This window comes from Candidatus Viadribacter manganicus (genome assembly GCF_001679665.1).
GTDB classification, from domain to species: Bacteria; Pseudomonadota; Alphaproteobacteria; order Caulobacterales; family Aquidulcibacteraceae; genus Vitreimonas; species Vitreimonas manganica.
Window position 1 is genome coordinate 1746348 of sequence record NZ_CP013244.1, and the last position, 21669, is coordinate 1768016.

Below are 21669 nucleotides of genomic sequence, written 5' to 3' on the forward strand. Positions count from 1 at the left end.
ATCCGAGCCGCGTAAGGGTTCAATCGGTTCGGGCCAATTCGCCAAACTCCGCGACAACGGGATTGTGGTCGCTCAGCGAATTCCATGCGGAGCCGGAGACAACACTGCATGCGCGCTGATGCTCGCGCCAAGAAACCGGGACGGAAGGGCCGTCGCATTGATATGGAAACGTCGGTTCCTTAGCGTCGGCTCACCTACCGGATTTGCGCGGTCTTTGGGTTGTGCAGCGCCAATGCTCAAACCACCGCTCTTGAGGGCGCTCCGGATCCGTCAGCGCTCGGTGCCCTCCCGCAACGCGAGTACCTCTATCTTCGGAACGAGAAGCTATGCGCGCTCGTTTGAAACCGATCCGCAACCGCTAAGAGCGGGACGGGTTCAATTCCTTCACGCGATGGCTGCCCGCCTGTCGAGGCTTCTGGCCTCCATCCAATTCCAAACCGCTCTCGTGGCAAGCGCATCCGCAAGAGCACGGTGCGCAACGCCTTCCCACTCATATCCGACATGTTCGGCGGCGACGGTCAATTTGTGCCATTTGAAATCCCCGAACCGCGGGTTCCTGACGCCTCGCGCACGTGCAAAGCGTAGCATCGCGCAGTCAATTGCGGCAGCGCTCCTCAGTCGATCCGGAAAGAAGCGCGTATCAAAGCCAGAATTATAGATGACGACACGCGCTCCGCATACGATTGCTTCGACTTGCGGCAGTAAGTCGAGGAGCCTCGGGGCCGTCGCGACCATGTCGTCAGTAATGCCGTGAATAGTCGACGCAAAACCAATCGTTCGCTCTGGATTCACGAGAGAGTTTAGCAGGACCCGCCCGGTGTCCTCGACAATTGCTATCTCAACGAGGCCATCCGCCGGGGGATTGAGCCCGGTTGTTTCGGTATCGAGGAATACGGTTCTCATGTTGCACCATCGGATCATTCGTTACGCGCCTGCCACTCCGCACGCGCCAAATATGCAGTGCCTGAAGCATCGCAGAGTCGCGGCAATGCGCGACACAGCGAAGTGCTCATTTCCGCTGATTTTCGCGTAACGACTCAGAATCTCTGATGATTGGAGTGGATAAGCAGTTGCGCGATCGAGTTGTTCGAACAGCGTGCATTGAAATGAAACGTTCGTGGACACCTGGCTCGAGATGCTAGGCTGACATGCATACGCGAGCACCAGTCTATCGCGGCACGGCTCTCTTCGAGGGAAATGGGATCCTAGTGCGCAGCTGAATTGAACTTGCTGCGCCTTACGAAGCGCGGAACCGCAAGCTTCAGTGATTATTCTTGTGCCGTTGACCTAAGGCGCAGAGATGCGCTGGGGAGCGCGCGCTTCAACGGGCGCGCTCCCTACCCGCCGCGTAACGAAAGCGCCGCCGCGATCACCAACACGCCGATGAGGAGGAAGAGGCCCCATCGTCCAACGCGCGCCAAGTCGCGGTCAAAGTCGGCGACGAGCGCGGCGCGCTTGGCAGCCAGGGCGGCTTGATAATCGCGTTCGCGCTGGAGCGCGGTTTCTGGATCGACGCGCTGGGATTGGTTTGTCGGCGTCTCGCAGCGCGTGCGCTTGTGTGACAACGGCGCGCCTGCACCCAGCGCCACGACGTTGGCGGCAGCCCAACCGGCGTTCATCGCGGCTTTGTCCCAGACGGTTCCCGGCGGCCATTGGCCATAGCCGACGCCGATGACGCCCGCGTCGTGCGCGGCGGCTTTGACGATCCCCGCCTTCAACACGACCAGCGCGTTCTTTGCTGCCCGGTGCGCCTTCTGCATCGTCTCGAACCGCTGCCGCAACCGCATCGCCATGGCGCATTGAAACGAGCGTCGCGCGACTTCTGCTTCGTTTGACGATGGCGGCGGCTTGTCGCGGCGATAAAGCGACCAAGAGTGTTTCAGGGCGGCGTGCACGATTTCCGCCAACGCGACCGCTGCGGCGACATCGGCGTGCAGCCCGAAATAGATCGGCGCGCCTAGGTGGGCCACGCTGGCGAACGACCGGCTCGCGGGGCCGACATAGACAACGTCAAAGAGCGACGCGATCGCCGTTTCGGCTTCGAAGGCGTAGAGATTTCTCCGTCCCTTTTGCGAGACGCCTTCAAAGCCGGTCCCGGGCCTAGTCCCCCGCTGATTGATCCGCTCGAGCTCCTCGAGCGTGACCCCGTATTTCTCCAACAGCTGGCTCAGCAGCCCCGCGGCCGCTACCGCCTCTGCTTCAGTGCAACCGCGCTCAACTGTCCTCTCTCGCAGCGCCCGAATTCGCGCGGCGAGTTCTTCGGGGAGGTATGCGCGGTTCGTTTGATGGCCGTCGGCGACCATGTCCGTGGCCTTGCGACTAGGTTCTGGATCTATGCTCTTGGCGAATATGGCGGTGGCGGCAGCCGCCCGCGGGACGCGAACTCCGAGAGCACCAGCCCGCACAACGGCTCGGCCCGGTGCGCTGGCAGCCCTTCGACGGCCTCGAGCATCACATTCAACAGCGCGGTCATGACCGCGCACGCTGAAGCTTCATCGACGGGCGCACGCCGAGCGATGGCGCATTCAATCTCCGCCCAGAGCTCCGCGACCTCGACTTCAAAAACTGCAGCTTCATAGGGGTTCATGCCTACCTCCCCGGCCGGCGCGCTTTCGCACGCCAGGGCCAATGTCGTTGCGCACACGATACGAATTTATGGTAAATAATTGCTTACCAGCCGGCGCCTCTGCCCCTCTTTGTCTTGCTTCAAAAATTACGCGGCGTCTGTCAGCTGCTCGCCTGTCGCGAGCGCGCACGCAGCCGCCGCGGGGAACAACAATGGTCGCGCCGCGCAGCCCTAAGCGGGCTCGGATCTTTGCTTACTGAACGCCATCCCGAAATTGCGGAACCAAACTCGATATCCTCGAGCGTCCTCGCGCTGATCGGCGACGCAGGAGTTGGGAGCGACTGCGTTCTCCTTCAAGGACTCGTGAATGCAAAATCTGCAAGCAGCCGGCGGCGTCGAGCGCTACCGACTAGCCGCCCGATGGATTTGGCTTGGTGTCGAGTTTTTCCAGCGCTGCCACGACGGCTGAACCGACGAGCGTCCTAACGTCCTGGGCAAATTCCTGGATGCGCCGCAAGTCTTGGCCGGAGGACGCGGGGATCGGCGCCCATTCTTCATAGAGCTCTTCAATCCGGTGATGACGGCGGCGCGCGCTTCCTGTCCCACTGAAGCCATGAGCCTCCTGCCATTGCGGTTGCGGCTTTTCCCGCAATTGTTGCCTACAAAAGCGGGCAAGCTCGCGAGAGATCTCACTCTTAATTGCGTCGAGGATGACACGCTTATCGTCGTCGTTGGGGGCGCCCTCCCATGCGAGCGGCCTTTCGACAAACTGAGCAATGGCAGTGCTCATCGACTGCAAGAGATTGGACGCCGGGCGCACATGATAGCCATCGTCAAAGCCTTCTGCGTAGCGTCGGCTCATCGCTTTGACCGACTGCCAAGGCAACGCTGAGGTTGACGCGTCGCGGTCAAGGCCAAGATAGCCGCGCCACTTCGCGCGAAACTCGCTCACGCCCTGATGGACAGCCAGGATCCATAAATCGTCCGCGTAGGTCGGCCGCGCGTCCTGCGGCGCAGGCGGCTCAACCCCTGCTGTGAGACGCACGAGCAAGGCATTGAGCTCGCTCTTGGCGGCGTCCGGCGAAGCCTGCTGCAACGACCCGAGATAGAAAGCGTTGTCGCGCAGGTGCGTCAACATTTGGCGCGCCACGTCTTCGGTCAGCAGTTTCGCAAGTTGATTTTCGAGGACGTTGCGAACGCCGCCAAACACATGATCCTTTTTCGCGCTAAAGCTTCCCAGATTGTCGCCGCGCACGGAATCCATGCGTGTGAAGGCGATGAGCGTTTTCGCGGTATGGCCGGAAGCGCCAATCGCCTCCAAGATCTTACCGCCATCATATCCAAACGGCGCGACGCCGCTGTGCATCAGAACGATCGCGTCGCAATCGGGAAAGCGCGCGACCACGTAGTCGGGCACGTCTACGCTGGCGCTGGCCTTGTGCCCGACGCCTTCTGTGTCGATCAACACCATGCGAACCTGTTTGGCGTCAGACCATTCCGGCCGGAACGGCCCAGCCACCCGCACGCCATTCACAAGCGGGGTGAGCAGCGTCCCCCAGCGTCGGCGGTCATTGCCTGAGAAGAAGCGCACCTGCTCGAGAAAAGTTTGCCGCGCGTCGGCATCGGCGTCAGCGCGCCACGCGCGCGGCCAACCGGTCGTCGTTTTTGTCCATGCGCCGCCCTCCACAGCGTCGAACCTGCTCTTGAGGTCCTCCAGGAGGTCGGAGACGAGTACGCCGTAGGCGTCGAGCTCCTCGCCCAGCACTTGAATGGCGTCGGTTCTTTCATCCTTGGCCATGTCCTTGGCCTCAGGCGTTTTGTGCTCGAACTGCCAGCGCGCCTCTGCGGCAATAGCGTGGATGATGGAAACATGAGATTTCAGCCGAGCCTCGAGGCGTTCTTGGTCGCGCTTCGAGACCGATGCGGTGGCATCTTCCGCCGCATCGTCGATGTCTGCTTGGGTCTCGTAGGGGTCGTCATCCTCATCTTGCGTTGGCCAGTCGCCCAGCGCGTACTTCAAGCGAAAGCGCATATCGCTGCGCTCGAGCAACGCTTTGGCGATGGTCGCATCCGGCGTCGACGGATCGATCGCCTCCCACAGCGCAGCCGACACGCATTGGCGAACCTCGAAGTCCGCCTCTTCTTCCGACATGAAGGTCACGACGGCGGCGTAGCGATCCGCGCCGACGATCACTTCGGTCTCGGCGGTGGTGGTACGATTGACCGATGTGGCGGGGAAGCGGTCGCGCGTGGGATGCGCGCCAATCAATTGGCGGATCAGAGTGGTTTTGCCTGCGCCCGGCGCGCCGAGAAACAAGATGCGTGGGCAGCCCTCTTCCCGTGCAGGAAACGGCAGCTCATCGTCGCGCAATCGCCGGTAGTCTTCCGGCTTCGACTCCAGCCCGTCGTAGAAGATCTCGACCACGCGGTCGGTGAACATGCCCGACGCCCGCGCCCGCGCCGCCGGCGAGTGCAGTGACCCATCCGCCAATAGCTTGTTCAGCTCGTCGACGAGCCGCTGGGCCAAGCGTGCGTCTTCCGTGCCCAAACCCTTGCGCACCTTGCGTCCCGCGCGCCCTGGGGTTGCCGGATCGGTCCGCAGCGGATGACGAAATTCTACTATAAATGAGCGTCTTCCAGGGTTTTGGCGCAGTGTTGCGGTGTAGATTGTTGTCATGTCGACCTCGATGTTCCGCGGTGTTCCTAGCGCCCGGACAATCATGCTGTCAAGCGTTCTGGCACACCGTGGAACATCGTGCCGCTAGCCGCGCCTGGCTGCGTCACTGATAGGGTTCAAGCTAACGCCGCGAAGGGTTCAATCTGGTGCGCGTCAGCTCAGGCCAAGCGGCCGACCCGCGCATACGGAACCCAACCGCATAGGCGCGACCTACGGCTCCACCGCAACCGCTTCGGGCTGGGTGACGATCGCCACCTTTCCCACCAACACCGACACGAGATCGCGTTCCGAGCGCGCCGGCAGCGCGACGAAGTCGGCAGGGTCGAGATGCGGCAGCAACGCCAAGCGCTCGCCGTCCCAGTGTACGAAGCCAAGCTCGACGCGCCTGCCGACTCGCACCGCATAGATCTCGTGGGCTTCGAGCGGCAGAAATCGCTGCGTGAGGATTGCATAGAAGCCGGGCAACAGCAGCGACGGCGCCCTACGGCCGCTTTCCTCGGTGAGCCGATAGGCGAACGGATTCACGAGGTCGCGGACATGCGCCCTCAGCACGTCGTCCGCCATCACGGCAAGGCCCAGATGTTTGGCGCTTTGACGCGCCTCGGGACGGTCCGGGTCGGCCCCGACTTTGAGCAGCGAGATGGGCTCGGACGTGTGTAAAGCCAGCGTTTCCAAGGCGCGCGCGCTGAGGCGCTTTGCATCCAGCATCTTGCTTTCGACACTCTGTGCATAGTGCGCGCGTACTGGTGGAAGCTGCGCAATTGCGTGCCTAGGTTCGCGTTTGATCGCGGCGATCGCGCGTTCAGCGATCCGCGCGGAATCAAGCGCTCCGGCCCAGGTGGCGTTTCCCGCCCGCAATCGCGCCCACGCCTTGTAGCTCTCGGGATCCTCCCCGAGCGCTTCGGCCAGCGCCGCGGCGACGTTTTCGCTCGGTACTTTTTCGCCGCGCTCGATCCGCAACACGTACGAGGCGGCCTTCAGTCCCGCCCTTTGCGCAAGGTCGGCCAAGGACAGCTTGAGCTGGCGACGCCGCTCCTTGATCCGCGCCGCCATGGGATCGGTCTCGATCGAGGGGGGATTTTTTTTCGACATAAGAATTCAGAGGGTCAGTGACCCTATCAAAGTTTGCGCAGCATAGCCGCCTTGATATTGCCTGACCAGACAATATTTTCATCTGGCATTGCCCATACAGGCAACGGAGACCGCCCATGCAGCCACGCCACGTTCCTGAACTTCAAACCGAGCGCTTTGTTGATCCAATCAGTGGATTTGACGGTTTTCGCGTGCGTGTCGATGGACCGCAACGTGGAATTCCGACCCCCGCCATGCAAGGCGGCCGCGTCTATTTTGGCGGCGGCTTCGGCAGCTACGACGTCTTCGCGGTTGACATGAGGTCCGGCGATCTCGCTTGGCGGCTGCGCACGACGGACGACGGGCCCACCGCTGTGACGGTGTCAGGGCGTTGGGCGGCGTACAATACCGAGTCGTGCACGATCGAAGTGGTGGACACAGAATCGGGCGAGCGCGTCTGGAGCCGCTGGCTGGGTGATCCCCTACTGGCCCAACCCGCAATCGACGGCGAGCGGCTGTTCATGGCATGGCCGCAGAACGGCGCTCATGTGTTGGGCGCGTTCGCCGTCGCCGACGGCGCCCCGATTTGGCAACGCAGCCTCGAGCATGACGTCATCAGCGCGCCCATCGTGTGCGATGGCGCGGTCTACGTTTCTCAATTCGACGGCAGCGTCATGTCGATTGAGATCGCCACGGGCAACGTCGTGTGGAAGCGCGAACTGCGCGCCACATCTGCACCTTGGATCGTCGGCGGCGATGTTTATGTAGCGCAGCGTTCGGCCGAAAATTCAGGCCCGCGCAGCGAACCAAATCAAAGCCGCACAGCAGAGACCGATGGCGAAGAGCTCGTCCTGGAGCGAACCGCCAATCTCGATGGGCGATATGGACGTCGCAAGAGCGTCACGGCCAGCAAGCCCGCACGTTATTACGCTCAGCGTTGGGCTGCTGATGCGAAGGCTGCGGCTGCGGATCTCGACGGCAGTGTCGGTTTCGCGACGCCCCCGGCTGCCGCGAAAATGGATAAGATCCGCGCCTTGCTCGGTGAAGGCACCATCGCCCGCGCCTGGCGTCATCAGGGCTCGCGCCCTGTCGTCTGGGAAGGCGTGCTGTTTGAGACGACCGGCGACGAACTTGAAGCGCGATCGATCGCGTCGGGTGAGACGCTGTGGCGTTGGCGTGGCGCTGAAGCCCATGATGGCAATCGTGCGCTGACCCCGCCTGCCGTCGCCAACGGTCGTGTCTTGGCCGGCACCGGCGACGGACGCGTCATTGCTTGGGACGCTCTGACAGGCGCGGTGCGCTTTACGGTTCATGTGGGCGCTGCCGTGCATTGGCAGCCGGTGATGTCGGCTGGTCGCGTCGCCGTGGGGCTGGAGGATTCCAGTCTCGTGGTTTTTGACACCAACGATTCCGCCAATGACGGCTGGCCGATGTGGGGCGGCGGGCCCGGCCATAACGGCCCGACGGCGACGAAAAGCGCAAGCGTCGCCGCTGCAGCCTGATCAGCTCTCGCCAACACCCGTTCGTGATGGCTCGCATGCGAGCGAATGCGAGCCATCACCTCCCTGCTCTCGCTCTTTGGATTTGCGATGAAGATCGACGAAGTGAGCCTGCACAAGCCGCCGAGCGCGGCGAAGGCGCTATGGGTCTCGGCATGGCTAAGGATGGCCGCAAGTGCGGGCGCAACCTGCGTTTGGCTGCTGCTTGCGCTGGTGGCGGCTGCGCGTGGAGATTGGTTGATCATGGGCGTCGACATGCTCGGCGTCTTGACCGGCGTGGCGGCGCTGTGCTGGGCCGCGCATCTTCTCCTGCAGTTGGCGGATACGGACGCGCTCGCGCGTTTTGCCTATCACCTCGCGGCCGAACGCCTCGATGTCCTGCTTGAGCAATATGCTTCGATCGAACGCCCCGAGGAGCAATGGTTGAACTGATGACCAGCGCTTGGCGCTCGCCGTTGATCCACAGGAGACAAGCATCGATCCACAAACCACCCAATGACCATCCCCGGCCATGCGAGGGTTTCGCCTCGTTCCCTGTTCAGACTCACTCTAGGTGCAACACATGCCTCAGCCGCGTCCTTACTTGTCTTACTCGGCCGTTGAGCTCGAGGATGTCGCCGAAGAGACCAGCGACGCCGCATGCCTGCGGGCCATCCTCAACGAACTCGCTTTCCGATCAACCCAGAAAGCGCGCAACCTCGAGACCCAGTTGAAGGCCAGGCTAGAGCGCCTCAGTGGGGGCGCGCCCGAAGCGCCGCGAACCGGCATCGTCGTTTCGCTTCCTGTGTCAACGGCGTCCTCGCGATCGCCACGCGGCGGCGAGGTCCCTCCGCCGGCCTTTGCACCGACCGACGAGCAATCGGCCGCGCTTGAGAAGTTCAAGTCCGGCGAGTCGCTCAAGATCTCCGCCTTTGCCGGCTCGGGAAAAACAAGCACGTTGCAGCTCATGGCGGCGGCGCGCCCGCGCCGCGGCTTGTACCTGGCCTTCAACAAGAAGATCGCCAACGAAGCCGCAAGCCGATTTCCGAGCAACGTCGATTGCAGGACCACGCACTCGGTGGCCGCACGCGCCATCCGCAGCCAGCATGCTTATTCAAAGGATAAGATGTTTACGCGCATCGGCGCGATGCAACTCGCCGCCGAACTTGAGCTTAAGCCGCGCATATTCGGCGACGCGATGAAGCTGACGCCACCGCAACAGGCGTTTCTGTTCCAGGCGACGCTGCGGCGGTTTTGTCAAAGCTCCGCGCCGGTAGTCGATTCAAGTCACGTGGTCGCGGCGCAGAGATTCTTAGGCCTTCCGCCGGACGTGCAGATCGAAGCGCGCCGGTGGGTGCTCGCTGAGGCGCAAGCCCTGTGGAAGCGCATGACCTCCGCAGCTGACGCGTTGCCGCTTGGGCACGACGGCTATCTCAAACTCTGGGCGCTTGGACAGCCACGCCTCGACTATGACTACATTCTTCTCGATGAGGCGCAGGATACGAACTTTGTCGTCCTTGATGTGCTGACCAGCCAGCCAGCACAGATGGTCTATGTCGGCGACCGCTACCAGCAGATCTATGAATGGCGCGGCGCAGTGAACGCCATGGAGAAGATCGAGACGGCGCATGAAGCGGCGCTGACGCAATCGTTCCGGTTCGGCGACACCATCGCCAGCGCCGCGAGCGCGGTGCTGCGCGGGCTTGGCGAAAGCCGCCCCATTCGCGGCAATCCCAAGCGCACAAGTCGCATTTTAGATTTTGGCGAAGCTGACGCGGTCCTTGCAAGAACCAATGCAGCTGTGATGGCCGAGGCTTTGGGCGCATTGTCATCGAACAAAAGACCATTCATCGTTGGCGGAACCGATGAATTGAAGCGGCTCGTTGGCGACGTCTTCTCATTGATGGAGGGCAATCCTGGCACGCACCCTGACTTCTTCGGTTTTAAGAACTGGGACGAGGTCGTCGAATTTGCGCAAGCGGAAGAAGGCGAAGACCTAAAGCCGTTCGTCACGCTGGTGCAGATTCACGGACCGCGTGCGCTTTGGGCCGCGATTGCGAATGCCGTAAGCGAGGAAGCTGGCGCTGATATTTGCTTATCGACGGCCCACAAAGCCAAGGGCTGTGAATGGCCAAGCGTGCGGCTCGCGGACGACTTTTCCGCCCAGCTCGATGAGGGCGGTTCCGTTCCGGAATCAGAAGCGCGGCTCTTCTATGTTGCGATGACGCGCGCCAAGGATACGCTTGTCGTCGATCCTCAACTTCTGGCCGCCTTCAAGAGCGGCGTTCCCAACCGACGGGACGGATCGCGCCATGGCGGCGCACAATGGGCCGAAGGGCTTTTCTAGCGGATAAGAGCAAGTCGCGAGCGAAGCTTTGGAGGAGAGAAACCACATCCGAAATGGACTCTCCAAGACCGGCCGTTCGCGACCGATCTCGGCTTAATGCGAGCCTGCCTTTTCAAGCGGCAGGTTCAAGGGATCTCGAGGACTATGCAAAAACAAGCCGACGCTTACCTTCTGAGCGCCACCGATCTCGTTGGCCATTTGGGCTGCAAGCGCCTTACCGAACTCAACCGTGCGCTAGCCGATGATCTGCTGAAGAAGCCTGCGTCTTATCCCGACCCATTGCTCGACGCGTTGATCGAGCGCGGCCGCCGGCACGAAGCCGCTTATGTCGACAGCCTGAGCGCGAGCGGCAAGAGCGTGGCCGATCTGAGCGCGCTGCCCACTGGGGTCAGCGATCAAGGTGTCGAGCAAACGCTTCAGGCCATGCGCGCCGGCGTTGACTTTATTATTCAAGGTGCGCTTAAGGCCGGCCAATGGTCCGGGCGGCCGGACATTTTGCGGCGCGTTGACTTGCCTTCAGGGCAGTCAAGCGCGTTCGGCGCTTATTATTACGAAGCACTCGACGCCAAGCTCGCGCGCGAGACCAAAGCCGGGGCGGTGCTGCAGCTGTGCCTTTATTCGGATTTGCTCGACAAGGCGCAGGGCTTTGCACCCCAACATGCTTACGTCGTTTCTCCGGGCGAGCCGTTCACGGTTGCGCCGTTTCGGGTCGCTGCCTACGCCGCCTATTTTCGCTGGGTGCAACAAGCGCTCACGCGCAAACTCGCAAGTGCGCCGAGCGACGCTTACCCCGATCCGGTGGAGCAATGCGAGATTTGCCGCTGGTATGAGCACTGCGACGCGCGCCGGCGGCTCGACGATCACCTTTCTTTTGTCGCCGGCGCCGGTAAGCGCCAGATTGCGGAATTGATCGAGCGTGAGCGCTCGACGCTCGCCGCACTGGCGGCCATGCCTCTTCCCTTGGGCTGGAGGCCCGAGCGCGGGGCCAAGCAAACTTATGAGCGGCTGCGCGAACAGGCCCGGGTACAGCTAGAAGCCCGCACCAAAGACGCACCAGTTTTTGAAGTGCTGCCGATCACGCCAGGCCAGGGTCTAGCGCTGCTGCCGGAGCCCTCAGCTGGCGACATTTTCCTCGACCTCGAAGGCGCTGGCTATGTGCCGCCTAATGGGCGCGAGTTCTTGTTTGGCTATGTCTATGCCAACGACGCCGACAAACACGACTACCGCGGTGTCTGGGCGATCACACCGGCGCAGGAGCAGGCCGCGTTCGAAGCGTTCATGGATTTCGTCGCCGAGCGGTTGCAGCGCTATCCCGATTTGCACATCTACCATTACGCGCCTTATGAACCGTCGGCGTTCAAAAGGCTTGCGGGCCGTTACGCAACGCGCGCTAGCGAGCTTGATGAGTTGCTGCGTTCGCACTGTTTTGTCGATTTGTTCGCCGTGGTGCGCCAAGGCGTGCTGTGCGGGCTTGAATCTTATTCCATCAAGAAGCTCGAACGCTATTACGGGTTCACACGGCAAGCGGCAATGCCAGACGTCAATCGCTCGATGCCGCGTGTCCAGGCTGCTTTGGAGCTTGGTCAACCGCTGGATGAGCTCGCCGACGATTGCGAAGTGGTCGAGCGCTATAATGAAGACGATTGCCGCTCGACATTAGTTCTCCGGGATTGGCTCGAAGGCTTGCGCGCCGATGAGCTCGCGCGTGGTGTGGCCATTGAACGCCCAGCGCCTCCGCCCCCCGAAGCATCCGAGCATATCCGCGAGCGCGAACGCGCAGCCGCGGAGCTGGCCGCGCAATTGCACCAAGGTGCACCAGCGGACCCTGCAGATCGTGACCAATACGGGCGCTGGCTGCTCGCGCAATTGCTTGGCTTTCATCGTCGCGAGGAGCGTGCGGTTGGATCGGAATACTACCGGATCGCCGAATTGTCGGCGGAAGACCTGTTCGATCATAAGAGCGCGATTTCCGGGCTTCAATTCGAGGCGGTGATCGAGGCTGGCGACAAGCCGGTGCACCGGTATCGCTTCCCTCCCCAAGAGACCGATCTGCAGGTTGGCGATACGGTGCGCCCAGTTGGCGGCGGATACTTGGGAACGATCAAGGCCATCTCCGCCGGCGAAGGCGTGGTCGACATCAAAAAACAGCTCGACGCTACCGAGCTTCATCCTGAAGCCGTGTTCGGGTTCGACACTGTCCCCACCAAGGTGTTGGCGGACGCTTTGATGCGCATCGGCGTCGATGTGCTGCAAAATGGCTTTGGCGCATCCAGCTCTTATCCCGCCGCGCGCGACCTGCTCACGCGCACGCCGCCGTCGAGCGGCGGCGCTTCGCTCGTGCAAGACAGCGAACGAACGTTGGATGCGGCGGTTCATTTGGGGCTGACACTGCCAAGCGGGGTGTTGCCGATCCAGGGCCCACCGGGCACCGGCAAGACTTATACGGGTGCAGCGATGATCGTTGCGCTGATCAAGGCCGGCAAGAAAGTCGGCGTCACCGCAAACTCGCACCCGGTCATCCTACATTTGATCGAGAAGGCGCTGGGCGAGGCTGGCGAAGCCGGCCTCGCCGTCAGTTGCGTGCACAAAGGCGCAAAGACTGCTCATGCTCCCGACGGCGTGCGCTTCATCGGTGACAACGCCCGCGCTGTGAAAGCGCTTGGCAGCGCGCAGCTGATCGGAGGCACCGCATGGTTTTGGTCGCGCGAGGAGGTCGCCAATAAAGTCGATGTTTTGTTCGTCGACGAAGCCGCGCAAATGTCGCTCGCCAATGTGCTGGCCGCGTCCCACGCTGCACCTACTTTGGTGTTGTTGGGCGACCCGCGCCAACTCGACCAACCGACCAAGAGCAGCCACCCCGACGGAACCGATGTGTCGGCGCTCGATCATATTCTCGCCGGCGAGCAAACCATCGCCGCCGACCAAGGCCTCTTCCTGGCCGAGACGTGGCGTTTACACCCCGCAATCTGCGCTTTCACATCGGAGCTCTTCTATGAGGGCCGGCTTCAGCCGCGCCCCGGCCTTGAACGCCAAGAGATAAAGTCCAGTGGACGCTTGCAGGGTTCAGGGCTTCGTTATCTGCCCGTGGCGCACGCCGGCAACGTCAACGTCTCGCACGAAGAGGTCGACGCCATCTGCGCCTTGGTCGATGACGTTCTCAGTTCCGACACGACCTGGATCGACGCTGACGGCGCCGAAAAACCAGTGACGCTCGACGACATTTTGATCATCGCGCCTTACAATGCGCAGGTGTTTCAGCTGCAGCAGCGCCTGCCCGGCGCGCGCGTTGGCACGGTCGACAAAGCTCAAGGCCAAGAAAAACCGATCGTGATCTATTCGCTGGCGAGCTCCAGCAGCACGGAAACACCGCGTGGCATGGAGTTTCTATACAGCCTCAATCGACTGAATGTCGCGAGCTCACGCGCGCGCTGTCTCTGCGTTCTGGTGGCGGCGCCGGCATTGTTTGAAGCTGAATGCCGATCGCCACGACAAATGGAGCTCGCCAACGCGTTCTGCCGTTATCGGGAATTGGCGACTGTGCTCTGAGAGCGCCAAGGGCGTCGGCTCTGCATCGGCCGTCATTTGCTTGCCGGCGTTGCGGAGCTCAGAAGTCCGCAGCGCGCTTGAATATTTGATGTGCTTCCTCTATTTGATGGGTATCGCGCTGATGAGGCGTGATGCATTTCGAGTGGACGTCTTGCGTCCAGCCAACCTGCCTTACCGGGCAAGGTGGAGTCCCCACGGGGAGATGCGGCCTTCGGCAACGAAACGGCGCCTGCATCATGCATCACCCCTTCAACGGAAAGGAAGGAGAGTACGCATGTCGGCTATTGGATCCCAATGAGCGCTCAAGCAAGCGCGTGCAGGCAACAAGACGGACACAGCAAGCAATGCTGCAACATGTCCAACCTCACCATCTTACAGCCGGGAAAATTGCAGTGACCACGCCCGATCTGGTTCGAGCCTACCTAAAAACTCAGTATCGCTTGTCGCCGCCCCACGAGCTGACTCTAAGAATTGGAGAGACGAATGGCGCGCTCGCATCCCTTCTTCAAAACCAAAATGTCCTCAGCGCGGCTTACGTCACCGCCTGGAATCCCTTGAGCCAGGTCAGCGACATTGAAACCAACAAAGCGGCTAACGAACGATTGTGCGCGACGATCTCCGAGCTTGGCTTGATGGCGTTGCCCGGGAACGGAGTCGATCCCGACGGCGCATGGCCCGGGGAAGAAAGCTTCTTGATCCTTGGCGCTTCCCTCGATCAGGCTGAGGCGCTCGCGCGCCGTTATCATCAAAATGCATTTGTATGGGTGGATCGAACCGCCATTCCGGTTCTCGCACTTGTTGATGAGACAAGTGTTCGCCTTGTCACCACTCCAGAACGAACGAGCGTATGATGTTTATCTGTGATGGCGAATTCACCGCAGAATCTGTCGCCGACGGACACCCCGACAAGATTTGTGACCAGATTTCCGATGCACTTCTCGATGCCTGCCTCGCGGCTGACCCTAAGAGCCGTGTGGCCATTGAGTGCCTGATCAAGGGCAATTTTGTCGTGGTGGCTGGCGAAGTTACAACGCGTGCGGACTAGATATCGCTCTCGTTGTTCGACGCACTTTGACACAGATCGGCCACGGCGACGGACGCTGGGGCGTCGACCTCGACCGACTTCAACTTATGACCTGCTTGACCCGCCAGTCCTTCGAAATTGGCGATGCCGTTGACAGTGGAGAAGAGCTTGGCGCGGGCGATCAAGGCACTGTGTTTGGTTATGCCTGCAGTGAAACACCTTCGCTCATGCCAGCGCCGATTGCGATCGCGCACGCTCTCATGAGCAAGCATAAGCAAGTGCGGTTCGCCGAAGCGCTCGGCGACTTTGGGCCTGACGCAAAGGCCCAGGCAACGATACGCTATGAGGGCGGCAAACCGGCATCTATCTCGACCTTAGTGTTGTCCACCCAACATAGAGAAGACTTGGATTTGGCAACCGTGCGCGACATGGTTCGAGCACTCATCGTTGAGCCCGAATTGGAACGTCTGCGCGTCAAGGCAGATAGAATTCTCATCAATCCGGGTGGCACATTCACGCTCGGCGGTCCTGTCGCAGATGCCGGCCTCACTGGTCGAAAGATCATCGTCGACACTTATGGCGGCCACTGCCGTCACGGCGGCGGTGCGTTTTCGGGCAAGGACCCGACCAAGGTCGATCGCTCGGGCGCCTATGGCGCCCGTCAGTTGGCCAAGACCATCGTCGCCGCAGGGCTGGCCTCTCATTGTGAAGTGCGCGCTTCCTACGCGATCGGACATCCCGAGCCCGTATCGGTCGCGTTTGACACATTCGGGACTGGTTGCTCGCGAGATATCGAGGCGCTTCTTGCGCATCGCGGCATCGATGCGCGGACCGTCCTATCGCCATCATCATTGATTGAGCGCCTCGATCTGAGGCGGTGCCTTTATGCGCCGGTTGCGGCGTTCGGGCATTTTGGCAGCGATGGATTGCCGTGGGAGCGGCCCATGCTAGCTGAACAGTAAGGTGCGTGATGAAGGTTCTTCTGACTCTCCGTCATCGGCGGAATGGGACCTTGCGGCTCGCGCAGGAACGACGACCGATCGGCATGGCGTCATCCACCTGCTCACGCTTGAGGACATCCCGATCGTCACGACGCGGCGGATGCAGCTGGCGAACGCACTCTGCAGCTTCGTGAGCTTTCGATTTCCCCTTGAGGCATTCGCCTTCAGCCCGCAACTCTCTCGCCGAGCTTTCCCATGAACACACCTCGCCCGCACTTATCCTTCGACCTCGAGCAAATTGGGCACCGACCACTCGCCAAGCTCATTCGCGACAATTTCAGCTCGCCACTCGAAATCAAAGTCGACGCGGACCGCTGCATCGCTATCGCGAACTGGGGCTCGAGCAGATCCTTTGATGTCGGTATGTTGATCTTGCATGGTGAGGGCGCGATGGAGGTTGGACGGAACTCGCCTACGTATGGCGAATACCTTGGTGTCCCGCCTGAGCTCGAACCTGATCGCGACTACTCGGCCATCGCCGAACTCGCGATCGATTCTTTTGGCGACGAACACTGGCTCGAAGACGTAGAGAGCGACGCCGACCACGGGCGCAGGGCGGCTGCATTGCGGGCGTGGCTTGGCGAGCGCATGCCGATAGACTGGGAGGCTGCTTGTGACTGGCTCCTCGACAACGGTCCCTCGGACAGAACCCCAGGGTTCGAGCTTGAAAGCCATATGTCCAAATCAGACAAGGAGCAGTTTGGTGTGAAGATTGTTGATCTTGGCGGGCCGGCCAGCTCAGTCCCAGCAGTACGCTTCCTCGGTTCAATCGAGGATCTGAACATGCTTCTGAACAAAGTGGGCTTGCCCTATGTCGCCATCGGCCCGGTGAAACGTTAGGTCGTTTCGTGCGACAGGATCACATCGACGCGCTTACGGTGGAAGATCATCTGGCGCGACGCTTTGCTCCTCAGTTCGAGGCGCCATTTACGTTAGACCATAGCGTACAAAATCACGACCGACTTTCATCGGACGCGCCGCGATCATTGCAGTCCTCAAGGCAAAAATCTGTCAAACCGGTCGGCACTTGGACCCGCTCGACGCATCGCACCTAACGCACCAAGTGTGACGACAACACGCGCCACTGAGGGCAGATCTGCCCGCCTTAAGTTGCTCGACGATCTTCAATCCGAGCCGCCTAAGGGTTCAATCGGTTCGCGCAAATTTGCCGAACTCCGCAACAACGGGATTGTGGTCGCTAAACGCGTTCCATTCGGGGCCGGAGACGACGTTGCACGCGCGCAGGTGCTCGCGCCAAGAAACCGGGACGAACAAGCCGTCGCAATGATATGGAAACGTCGGCTCCTTGGCCCAACGCAGCGTCTGCGGAAGCGCCTGATCGGGGTTGGCGGCCTGCCAACAATTCATCAAGCCGAACTCGTCACGCAGTCGCTCCTGAACTTGTTGGTCCGCTCGTGAGGTCTTGCGCGCTTCGGAGACGTGGCGCGCGCCCACTGTAAGGTTGAAGTCTCCGCCTACTATGACATCGCAGTCCGCGGAGAACGGCGCGATAGTATCGAGGATGCTGTTCACGACCTTCGGATAGGACCCAGCGCCCGACGGCGCGTGGACGGAAAAAATGCGGATCCGTCGCGCATTTCCATCCGGCCCGGTAAACTCATTTAGCTCCAACGCTGAAACCCAGCCGCTGAACTGCGGAAGATCGATGGCGATCGCGCCGGGGCCAAGCGACATCGCCGCGCTTCCCCAAGCGAGCTTTTCGCCTTTAGCTTCCGCATTCGACCAGGCGACGCGCCATCGCGCCGATGTTGAAAAGCGCACTGGCTCGATCACTTCCTGAAGCAACAGCAGGTCTGGCTTGAGCTGCTCCACTATCCTGTCGAAGTGAGCGTCCCCTCTTCCGCCCTGGCGAAGATTGTAGGTTACGATGTTCATCGGATCACGTTAGCGAAACACACGCCTGTGCCAAAGGCGATGCGCCCTGGAGCAGCAACCTTGCTAGGATCAGAAAGGCTGCCTAAGCATTAGACGCAGGCTCTGGGTAGTCGCTGGGAGAGAGCAAGGTCCGATGGCGCGCTGGGCCCCGGAGCGGGATACAACAAAGTCAATCGAAGCATACCAAACCTGGATGCAGACTTGTCTTGCGGTTGATGGCGCGCTCTTCGCGCCCAATCACGCGCTTTGGACCAAAGAGCGCTTTGACGAGCTCGACGCCCGGTTTGTGTGCGCGCCCGACGGGGGCACAGGCACTTTCCATGAAAAACTCAGGGGCCAATTGCGCGATGCAACGCCTGAAGCGGCGCAACTGATGGCTGAGGTCTTCTGGACCTATGTTGCCTATCCAACCAATACTTCGCCCGAGAAAAAGCGCTCACAGATCATCGACATTTGGAGTTGGTCCGGCGAGACCCTCAACGCCGATCACTCGATGTTGTCTGACGAGGTTTTAGCTGGCGTCGGCTCTGGCGGCACCGGCTATAGCGTGCGTCGCTGGAAGGAGTTGGTGTACGTCATCAGCGTCCTGCGCGCGTTCAAAGCGCTTGCTCCAAGACAGCGCGAGCAAGCCCTGTCAGACCCTTGGCGATTTGCGCAATGGGTTGGCGGCGTCGATTCAAGTGCAAGCGCGCAGTTCCGGCACGTCCTAAAATTCTACTGCTTTCCGGACACGTTCGAGCGCATTGCCGCGACCGTAGACAAAGACAGGATCCTTCAGGAGTTTGGCGAGGCTTCCAAAGCCGAACTCGCGCGCTGGAATGACGTTCAGAAAGATCAGCGACTGCTCGACTTGAGGCGTCGCTTGGAGATAGGCCGCGGCGACGCGCCATTTGATTTCTTCCTTCCCGATATCGAGGAACGATGGCGACCTAGTTCGAAGAGTTATCTTCTAACCTGGAGCCCAAAGAATTGGGCCTTCGATGAGTTAAGCGACTATCGAGCGAAGACCGCCAACAACGAATTGGTGACCGTCCGTTGGACGAGCGGGACCCGGCAGCCCAAGGTCGGTGACACCGTTTATCTTATGCGTCTTGCAGTCGACCCCAAGGGCGTCATCGCCAAAGGGAACGTGGTTCGCGAGGCTTATGATGCGCCCCACTACCTTCAGTCCAAAGCTGAGGCAGGCGAGACGATCAGCTACATCGACGTCGATTTCGATTCCGTGCGCGACCCAGAACGCGACGTAATCGTGCCAGTTTCTGAGCTCGAAACGCTCGCTCCTGCGCAACCATGGACCCCGCAGAGCTCAGGCATTTCAATATCAGCATCAGCAAGCGCCGAACTTGCGCGACTTTGGCGCGCACTGCCTCCGGTTGACTTGAACGGCGCGTCGCGCGCCGCCTCCCCTCAGACAGCCAAATCAAAAGGTGCGCCCTTGAACGTAATCTACTACGGCCCACCCGGAACCGGAAAAACCCGGGAATTGATGCAACTACGGAGCACCTACGAAACCTCCGCGTCAACGATCAGCGCTGATGAGTGGCTGGCAACCAACATTGCGGGTCTATCTTGGTGGGAGGTAGTGTTCCTGGCGCTCGCGGACACTCAGATCCCAATGAGTGTAGATCAGATCTTGGCGCACCCGTACTTTTCGGCGCGCGCGCGCGGCACGGCGAACAATAGTCTGCGCGGAACCTGCTGGAACGCGCTCCAATATCACGCGTCCCCGGACTCAGTGAACGTAAGGGTCAACAGGGAGAAGCGCTACGAGCCTTACGTATTCGACAAAGATGATCAGTCGCGTTGGACCCTTGTTGGCGACTGGCGGGATAGTTGTTCGGAATTATTGGGTAAGCTCGAAGACATTAAGCGTGGCCCCGGCGCAGCGACCACAGTCCGACGCTGGGAGTTCGTAACATTCCATCAATCCTACGCCTACGAAGAGTTCGTTGAGGGCATCCGTCCACAGGTGGTCGCGGGCGCGATCTCCTATGATGTCGCGCCTGGACTATTCAAGCGGCTCTGCGATCGAGCGCGACGCGATCCCAACCACCGTTATGCGCTTTTTATCGACGAGATAAATCGCGCCAACATCGCTAAGGTATTTGGCGAGCTCATCACTCTCATCGAGCCGGACAAGCGCGCCGTTTATGACGACGCGGGTCTACTGAACGATGGATTGGAAGCGACACTGCCATACTCTGGCGAACGTTTCGGCGTTCCGGCCAACCTCGATCTCTTCGGAGCCATGAACACGTCCGACCGCTCGATCTCGTTGTTGGACGCGGCACTGCGTCGCCGTTTCGAATTCAAGGAATTGCTGCCCATGTCGGGCGTCATTTCTGGGGAAGATGGAAACGGATCTGTCTCGGTCACAGACGGCGACCCCATCAATCTGCGTAAATTACTGGACGCTCTGAATAGCCGCATCGCGACATTGCTGCATCGTGACCAAATGATCGGCCACTCCTACTTCACCAAGGTCAACAGTTTCGACAAGCTCCGCTTAACACTACGCAATGAAATTGTGCCGCTGCTTCAGGAATACTTCCACGAAGATTGGCGACGCATTCGCCAAGTTTTCGCCGACGAGGACGCCGAGCGGGATGCTCAAATCGTCCGAGAAGTGGAGGATAACCCGATCTGGGTTTCGGGTGACAACGACGATGATGCACAACCCATGTTCGAGATCGCCGCAGCTCACGAGATGAGCCCCGACGCTATCCGCAAAATCTATGAGCCGCAGACGTGAGACGGCTCGAGATCTTCGAGCACCAAACGCTAGAGATCGGGCAAGCTGAGACCAACCTGCGTCAGAACGAGTTGGACGCGTTGGATGCTCTTGCCCGTCGGTTGCCGCCTGGGGTCATGAGCGGAACGCGCAACGGCGTGCGCTTTGGGTCTTATTGCGGGGTTGTTTGTGTTGGCGACTTGTCGATTGAGGTCTTACCCAAGATCGAGCGCTCGAGTCCCGACCCAGGCCTAGCACGCGGCATTTTGGTGGATATGCTGCGCCGATCTGGCCAGACCTTGGCGTCAAGCTCGGGCTCGGGGCTGATGGGCGAACAAAGTAAGTTCCTGCTCGACGTATTCATCCTCTCATTCTGCAGTCGTGTGGCGCGCCAACTGAGCACGGGCACGATTCGAAAGTATGTGGCGCTCGAAGAGAACATTCCCGCTGTTCGCGGTCGTATATTGATGTGCGACCAAGCCCGCGCCAGCGGCGCTCAGCTCGCGAAAGTTTGGTGCCGGTTTGACGAGTTTGTCGAAGACAACGAGCACAATCGTGTCTTGAAGAGTGTGTTAGCCAAAATGCACCTCCGCGCCGCTGGGCCCGCGGCGCGCAAAGCCTGTTCGTCGCTGCTGGACCGGTTCGCCGATATCACCTCGATCGAGGCCAACGTCGTCCAAGCGGAGCGGCTCAAGTTCGATCGCTCGACCGAAGCTTGGCGACCCATCTTCGAGGAAGCGCGTCGGTTTCTACGGTGCTATTTTCCGGACGTCCGCGCCGGCCGCCTGCCTAGCATTGCGCTTATGTTCGACATGAACCGAGTGTTCGAGGGGTTCCTCGGCTGGACGATGCGAACAAGTTTGCGCCACCAAGGCGTGAAGGTTGTAACCCAAGGGCCAAAGCGCTTCTTCCTGTCAGATCACCAAGCCGGCGTCCTGCTGATGCGTCCGGATGTGGTGGTGCTGGGACAAGACCACGAACCGCGGCTCATCTGCGACGCCAAGTGGAAGCGGCTAGGCCAGCACGGCAAGAGAATGCCCAGTCCCGCCGATTTGTACCAGATCGCCAGCTATGGGTTGCGTTATCAATGCGCGAAGGTGGCGCTCGTGTATCCGACGCTGTCACCATCTCGGGTGCGCACGATGAGCATGCCCGATTCTACGCTTCGAGTTGCTGTTGTTGAATTGGATGTGAGTGCGGCGCTCAAGAGACAGCCGCTGCCAGCCGCACTGGCCGCGGACCTCTGCCAGTAGACAATGGTGTCGGTTGCTGGCTTCAATCCAAGCTTGTTATGGGTTCAATCCGATGGGCAAGGCCGCCTCAGCCAACCCA

Annotated in this window: 16 protein-coding genes and 1 riboswitch; of the genes, 10 read left to right on the forward strand and 6 right to left on the reverse strand. The window is 60.6% G+C overall.

The window, feature by feature from the left end; translation table 11 throughout:
• Nucleotides 1–384: 384 nt before the first annotated feature.
• From ATE48_RS09100 to ATE48_RS09120, 5 genes are all read right to left on the reverse strand, one after another.
• The gene (locus ATE48_RS09100; protein ID WP_066770407.1) at nt 385–903 is read right to left on the reverse strand and encodes a 3'-5' exonuclease; all 519 of its coding nucleotides are present in this window, start codon (nt 901–903) and stop codon (nt 385–387) included.
• A gap of 434 nt (nt 904–1337) precedes the next feature.
• Nucleotides 1338–2303 (reverse strand): DUF2786 domain-containing protein, encoded by a 966-nt coding sequence (locus tag ATE48_RS09105; RefSeq protein ID WP_066770408.1) that lies wholly within the window; start codon nt 2301–2303, stop codon nt 1338–1340.
• 29 nt (nt 2304–2332) lie between these two features.
• Nucleotides 2333–2587 (reverse strand): hypothetical protein, encoded by a 255-nt coding sequence (locus ATE48_RS09110; RefSeq protein ID WP_066770409.1) that lies wholly within the window; start codon nt 2585–2587, stop codon nt 2333–2335.
• Nucleotides 2588–2975: 388 nt separating this feature from the next.
• Complete coding sequence (locus ATE48_RS09115; protein WP_156767693.1) at nt 2976–5243, reverse strand: hypothetical protein; 2268 nt, start codon at nt 5241–5243, stop codon at nt 2976–2978.
• A 210-nt stretch (nt 5244–5453) separates the two neighbouring features.
• Nucleotides 5454–6296 carry a helix-turn-helix domain-containing protein gene (locus ATE48_RS09120; RefSeq protein WP_066770414.1) on the reverse strand — a complete coding sequence of 281 codons (843 nt, stop codon included), beginning with the start codon at nt 6294–6296 and terminating at the stop codon, nt 5454–5456.
• A 155-nt stretch (nt 6297–6451) separates the two neighbouring features.
• Between ATE48_RS09120 and ATE48_RS09125 the strand changes: the two genes are divergently transcribed.
• The 8 genes from ATE48_RS09125 (at nt 6452) to ATE48_RS09160 (ending at nt 16550) form a co-directional block, all read left to right on the forward strand.
• Nucleotides 6452–7816, forward strand: a complete 1365-nt coding sequence (locus ATE48_RS09125) for an outer membrane protein assembly factor BamB family protein (protein WP_066770421.1) — start codon at nt 6452–6454, stop codon at nt 7814–7816.
• A 45-nt stretch (nt 7817–7861) separates the two neighbouring features.
• A complete protein-coding gene (locus ATE48_RS09130; RefSeq protein ID WP_066770424.1) occupies nt 7862–8245 on the forward strand; it encodes a hypothetical protein in 384 nt (127 codons plus the stop codon).
• Between the two features lie 130 nt (nt 8246–8375).
• Nucleotides 8376–10139, forward strand: coding sequence for a UvrD-helicase domain-containing protein (locus tag ATE48_RS09135; RefSeq protein ID WP_156767694.1), 1764 nt, complete (start codon nt 8376–8378; stop codon nt 10137–10139).
• Between the two features lie 144 nt (nt 10140–10283).
• Nucleotides 10284–13685: a TM0106 family RecB-like putative nuclease gene (locus ATE48_RS09140; RefSeq protein WP_066770426.1), complete on the forward strand. Its 3402-nt coding sequence runs from the start codon at nt 10284–10286 to the stop codon at nt 13683–13685.
• A gap of 128 nt (nt 13686–13813) precedes the next feature.
• Nucleotides 13814–13917, forward strand: a riboswitch (SAM-I-IV-variant riboswitch).
• A gap of 4 nt (nt 13918–13921) precedes the next feature.
• Complete coding sequence (locus tag ATE48_RS09145) at nt 13922–14536, forward strand: DUF3293 domain-containing protein (RefSeq protein WP_156767695.1); 615 nt, start codon at nt 13922–13924, stop codon at nt 14534–14536.
• Nucleotides 14533–14730, forward strand: coding sequence for an S-adenosylmethionine synthetase N-terminal domain-containing protein (locus ATE48_RS20020; RefSeq protein WP_228126874.1), 198 nt, complete (start codon nt 14533–14535; stop codon nt 14728–14730). Before ATE48_RS09145 ends, ATE48_RS20020 begins: the two co-directional genes overlap by 4 nt.
• On the forward strand, nt 14670–15671 hold the full coding sequence (gene metK, locus ATE48_RS09150) for a methionine adenosyltransferase (RefSeq protein ID WP_228126875.1): 1002 nt from the start codon (nt 14670–14672) through the stop codon (nt 15669–15671). Before ATE48_RS20020 ends, metK begins: the two co-directional genes overlap by 61 nt.
• Nucleotides 15672–15905: 234 nt before the next feature.
• A complete protein-coding gene (locus ATE48_RS09160) occupies nt 15906–16550 on the forward strand; it encodes a hypothetical protein (protein WP_066770436.1) in 645 nt (214 codons plus the stop codon).
• A 306-nt stretch (nt 16551–16856) separates the two neighbouring features.
• Here ATE48_RS09160 and ATE48_RS09165 read toward each other — a convergent pair whose 3' ends face one another.
• Nucleotides 16857–17606, reverse strand: a complete 750-nt coding sequence (locus tag ATE48_RS09165; RefSeq protein WP_156767696.1) for an endonuclease/exonuclease/phosphatase family protein — start codon at nt 17604–17606, stop codon at nt 16857–16859.
• A gap of 133 nt (nt 17607–17739) precedes the next feature.
• Here ATE48_RS09165 and ATE48_RS20025 point away from each other — a divergent pair, with 133 nt between their 5' ends.
• Together ATE48_RS20025 and ATE48_RS09175 are read left to right on the forward strand one after the other, a co-directional pair.
• The gene (locus ATE48_RS20025; RefSeq protein WP_066770447.1) at nt 17740–20358 is read left to right on the forward strand and encodes an McrB family protein; all 2619 of its coding nucleotides are present in this window, start codon (nt 17740–17742) and stop codon (nt 20356–20358) included.
• On the forward strand, nt 20355–21590 hold the full coding sequence (locus tag ATE48_RS09175) for an McrC family protein (protein ID WP_066770451.1): 1236 nt from the start codon (nt 20355–20357) through the stop codon (nt 21588–21590). The genes ATE48_RS20025 and ATE48_RS09175 overlap by 4 nt, the downstream gene beginning before the upstream one ends.
• Nucleotides 21591–21669 lie beyond the last annotated feature (79 nt).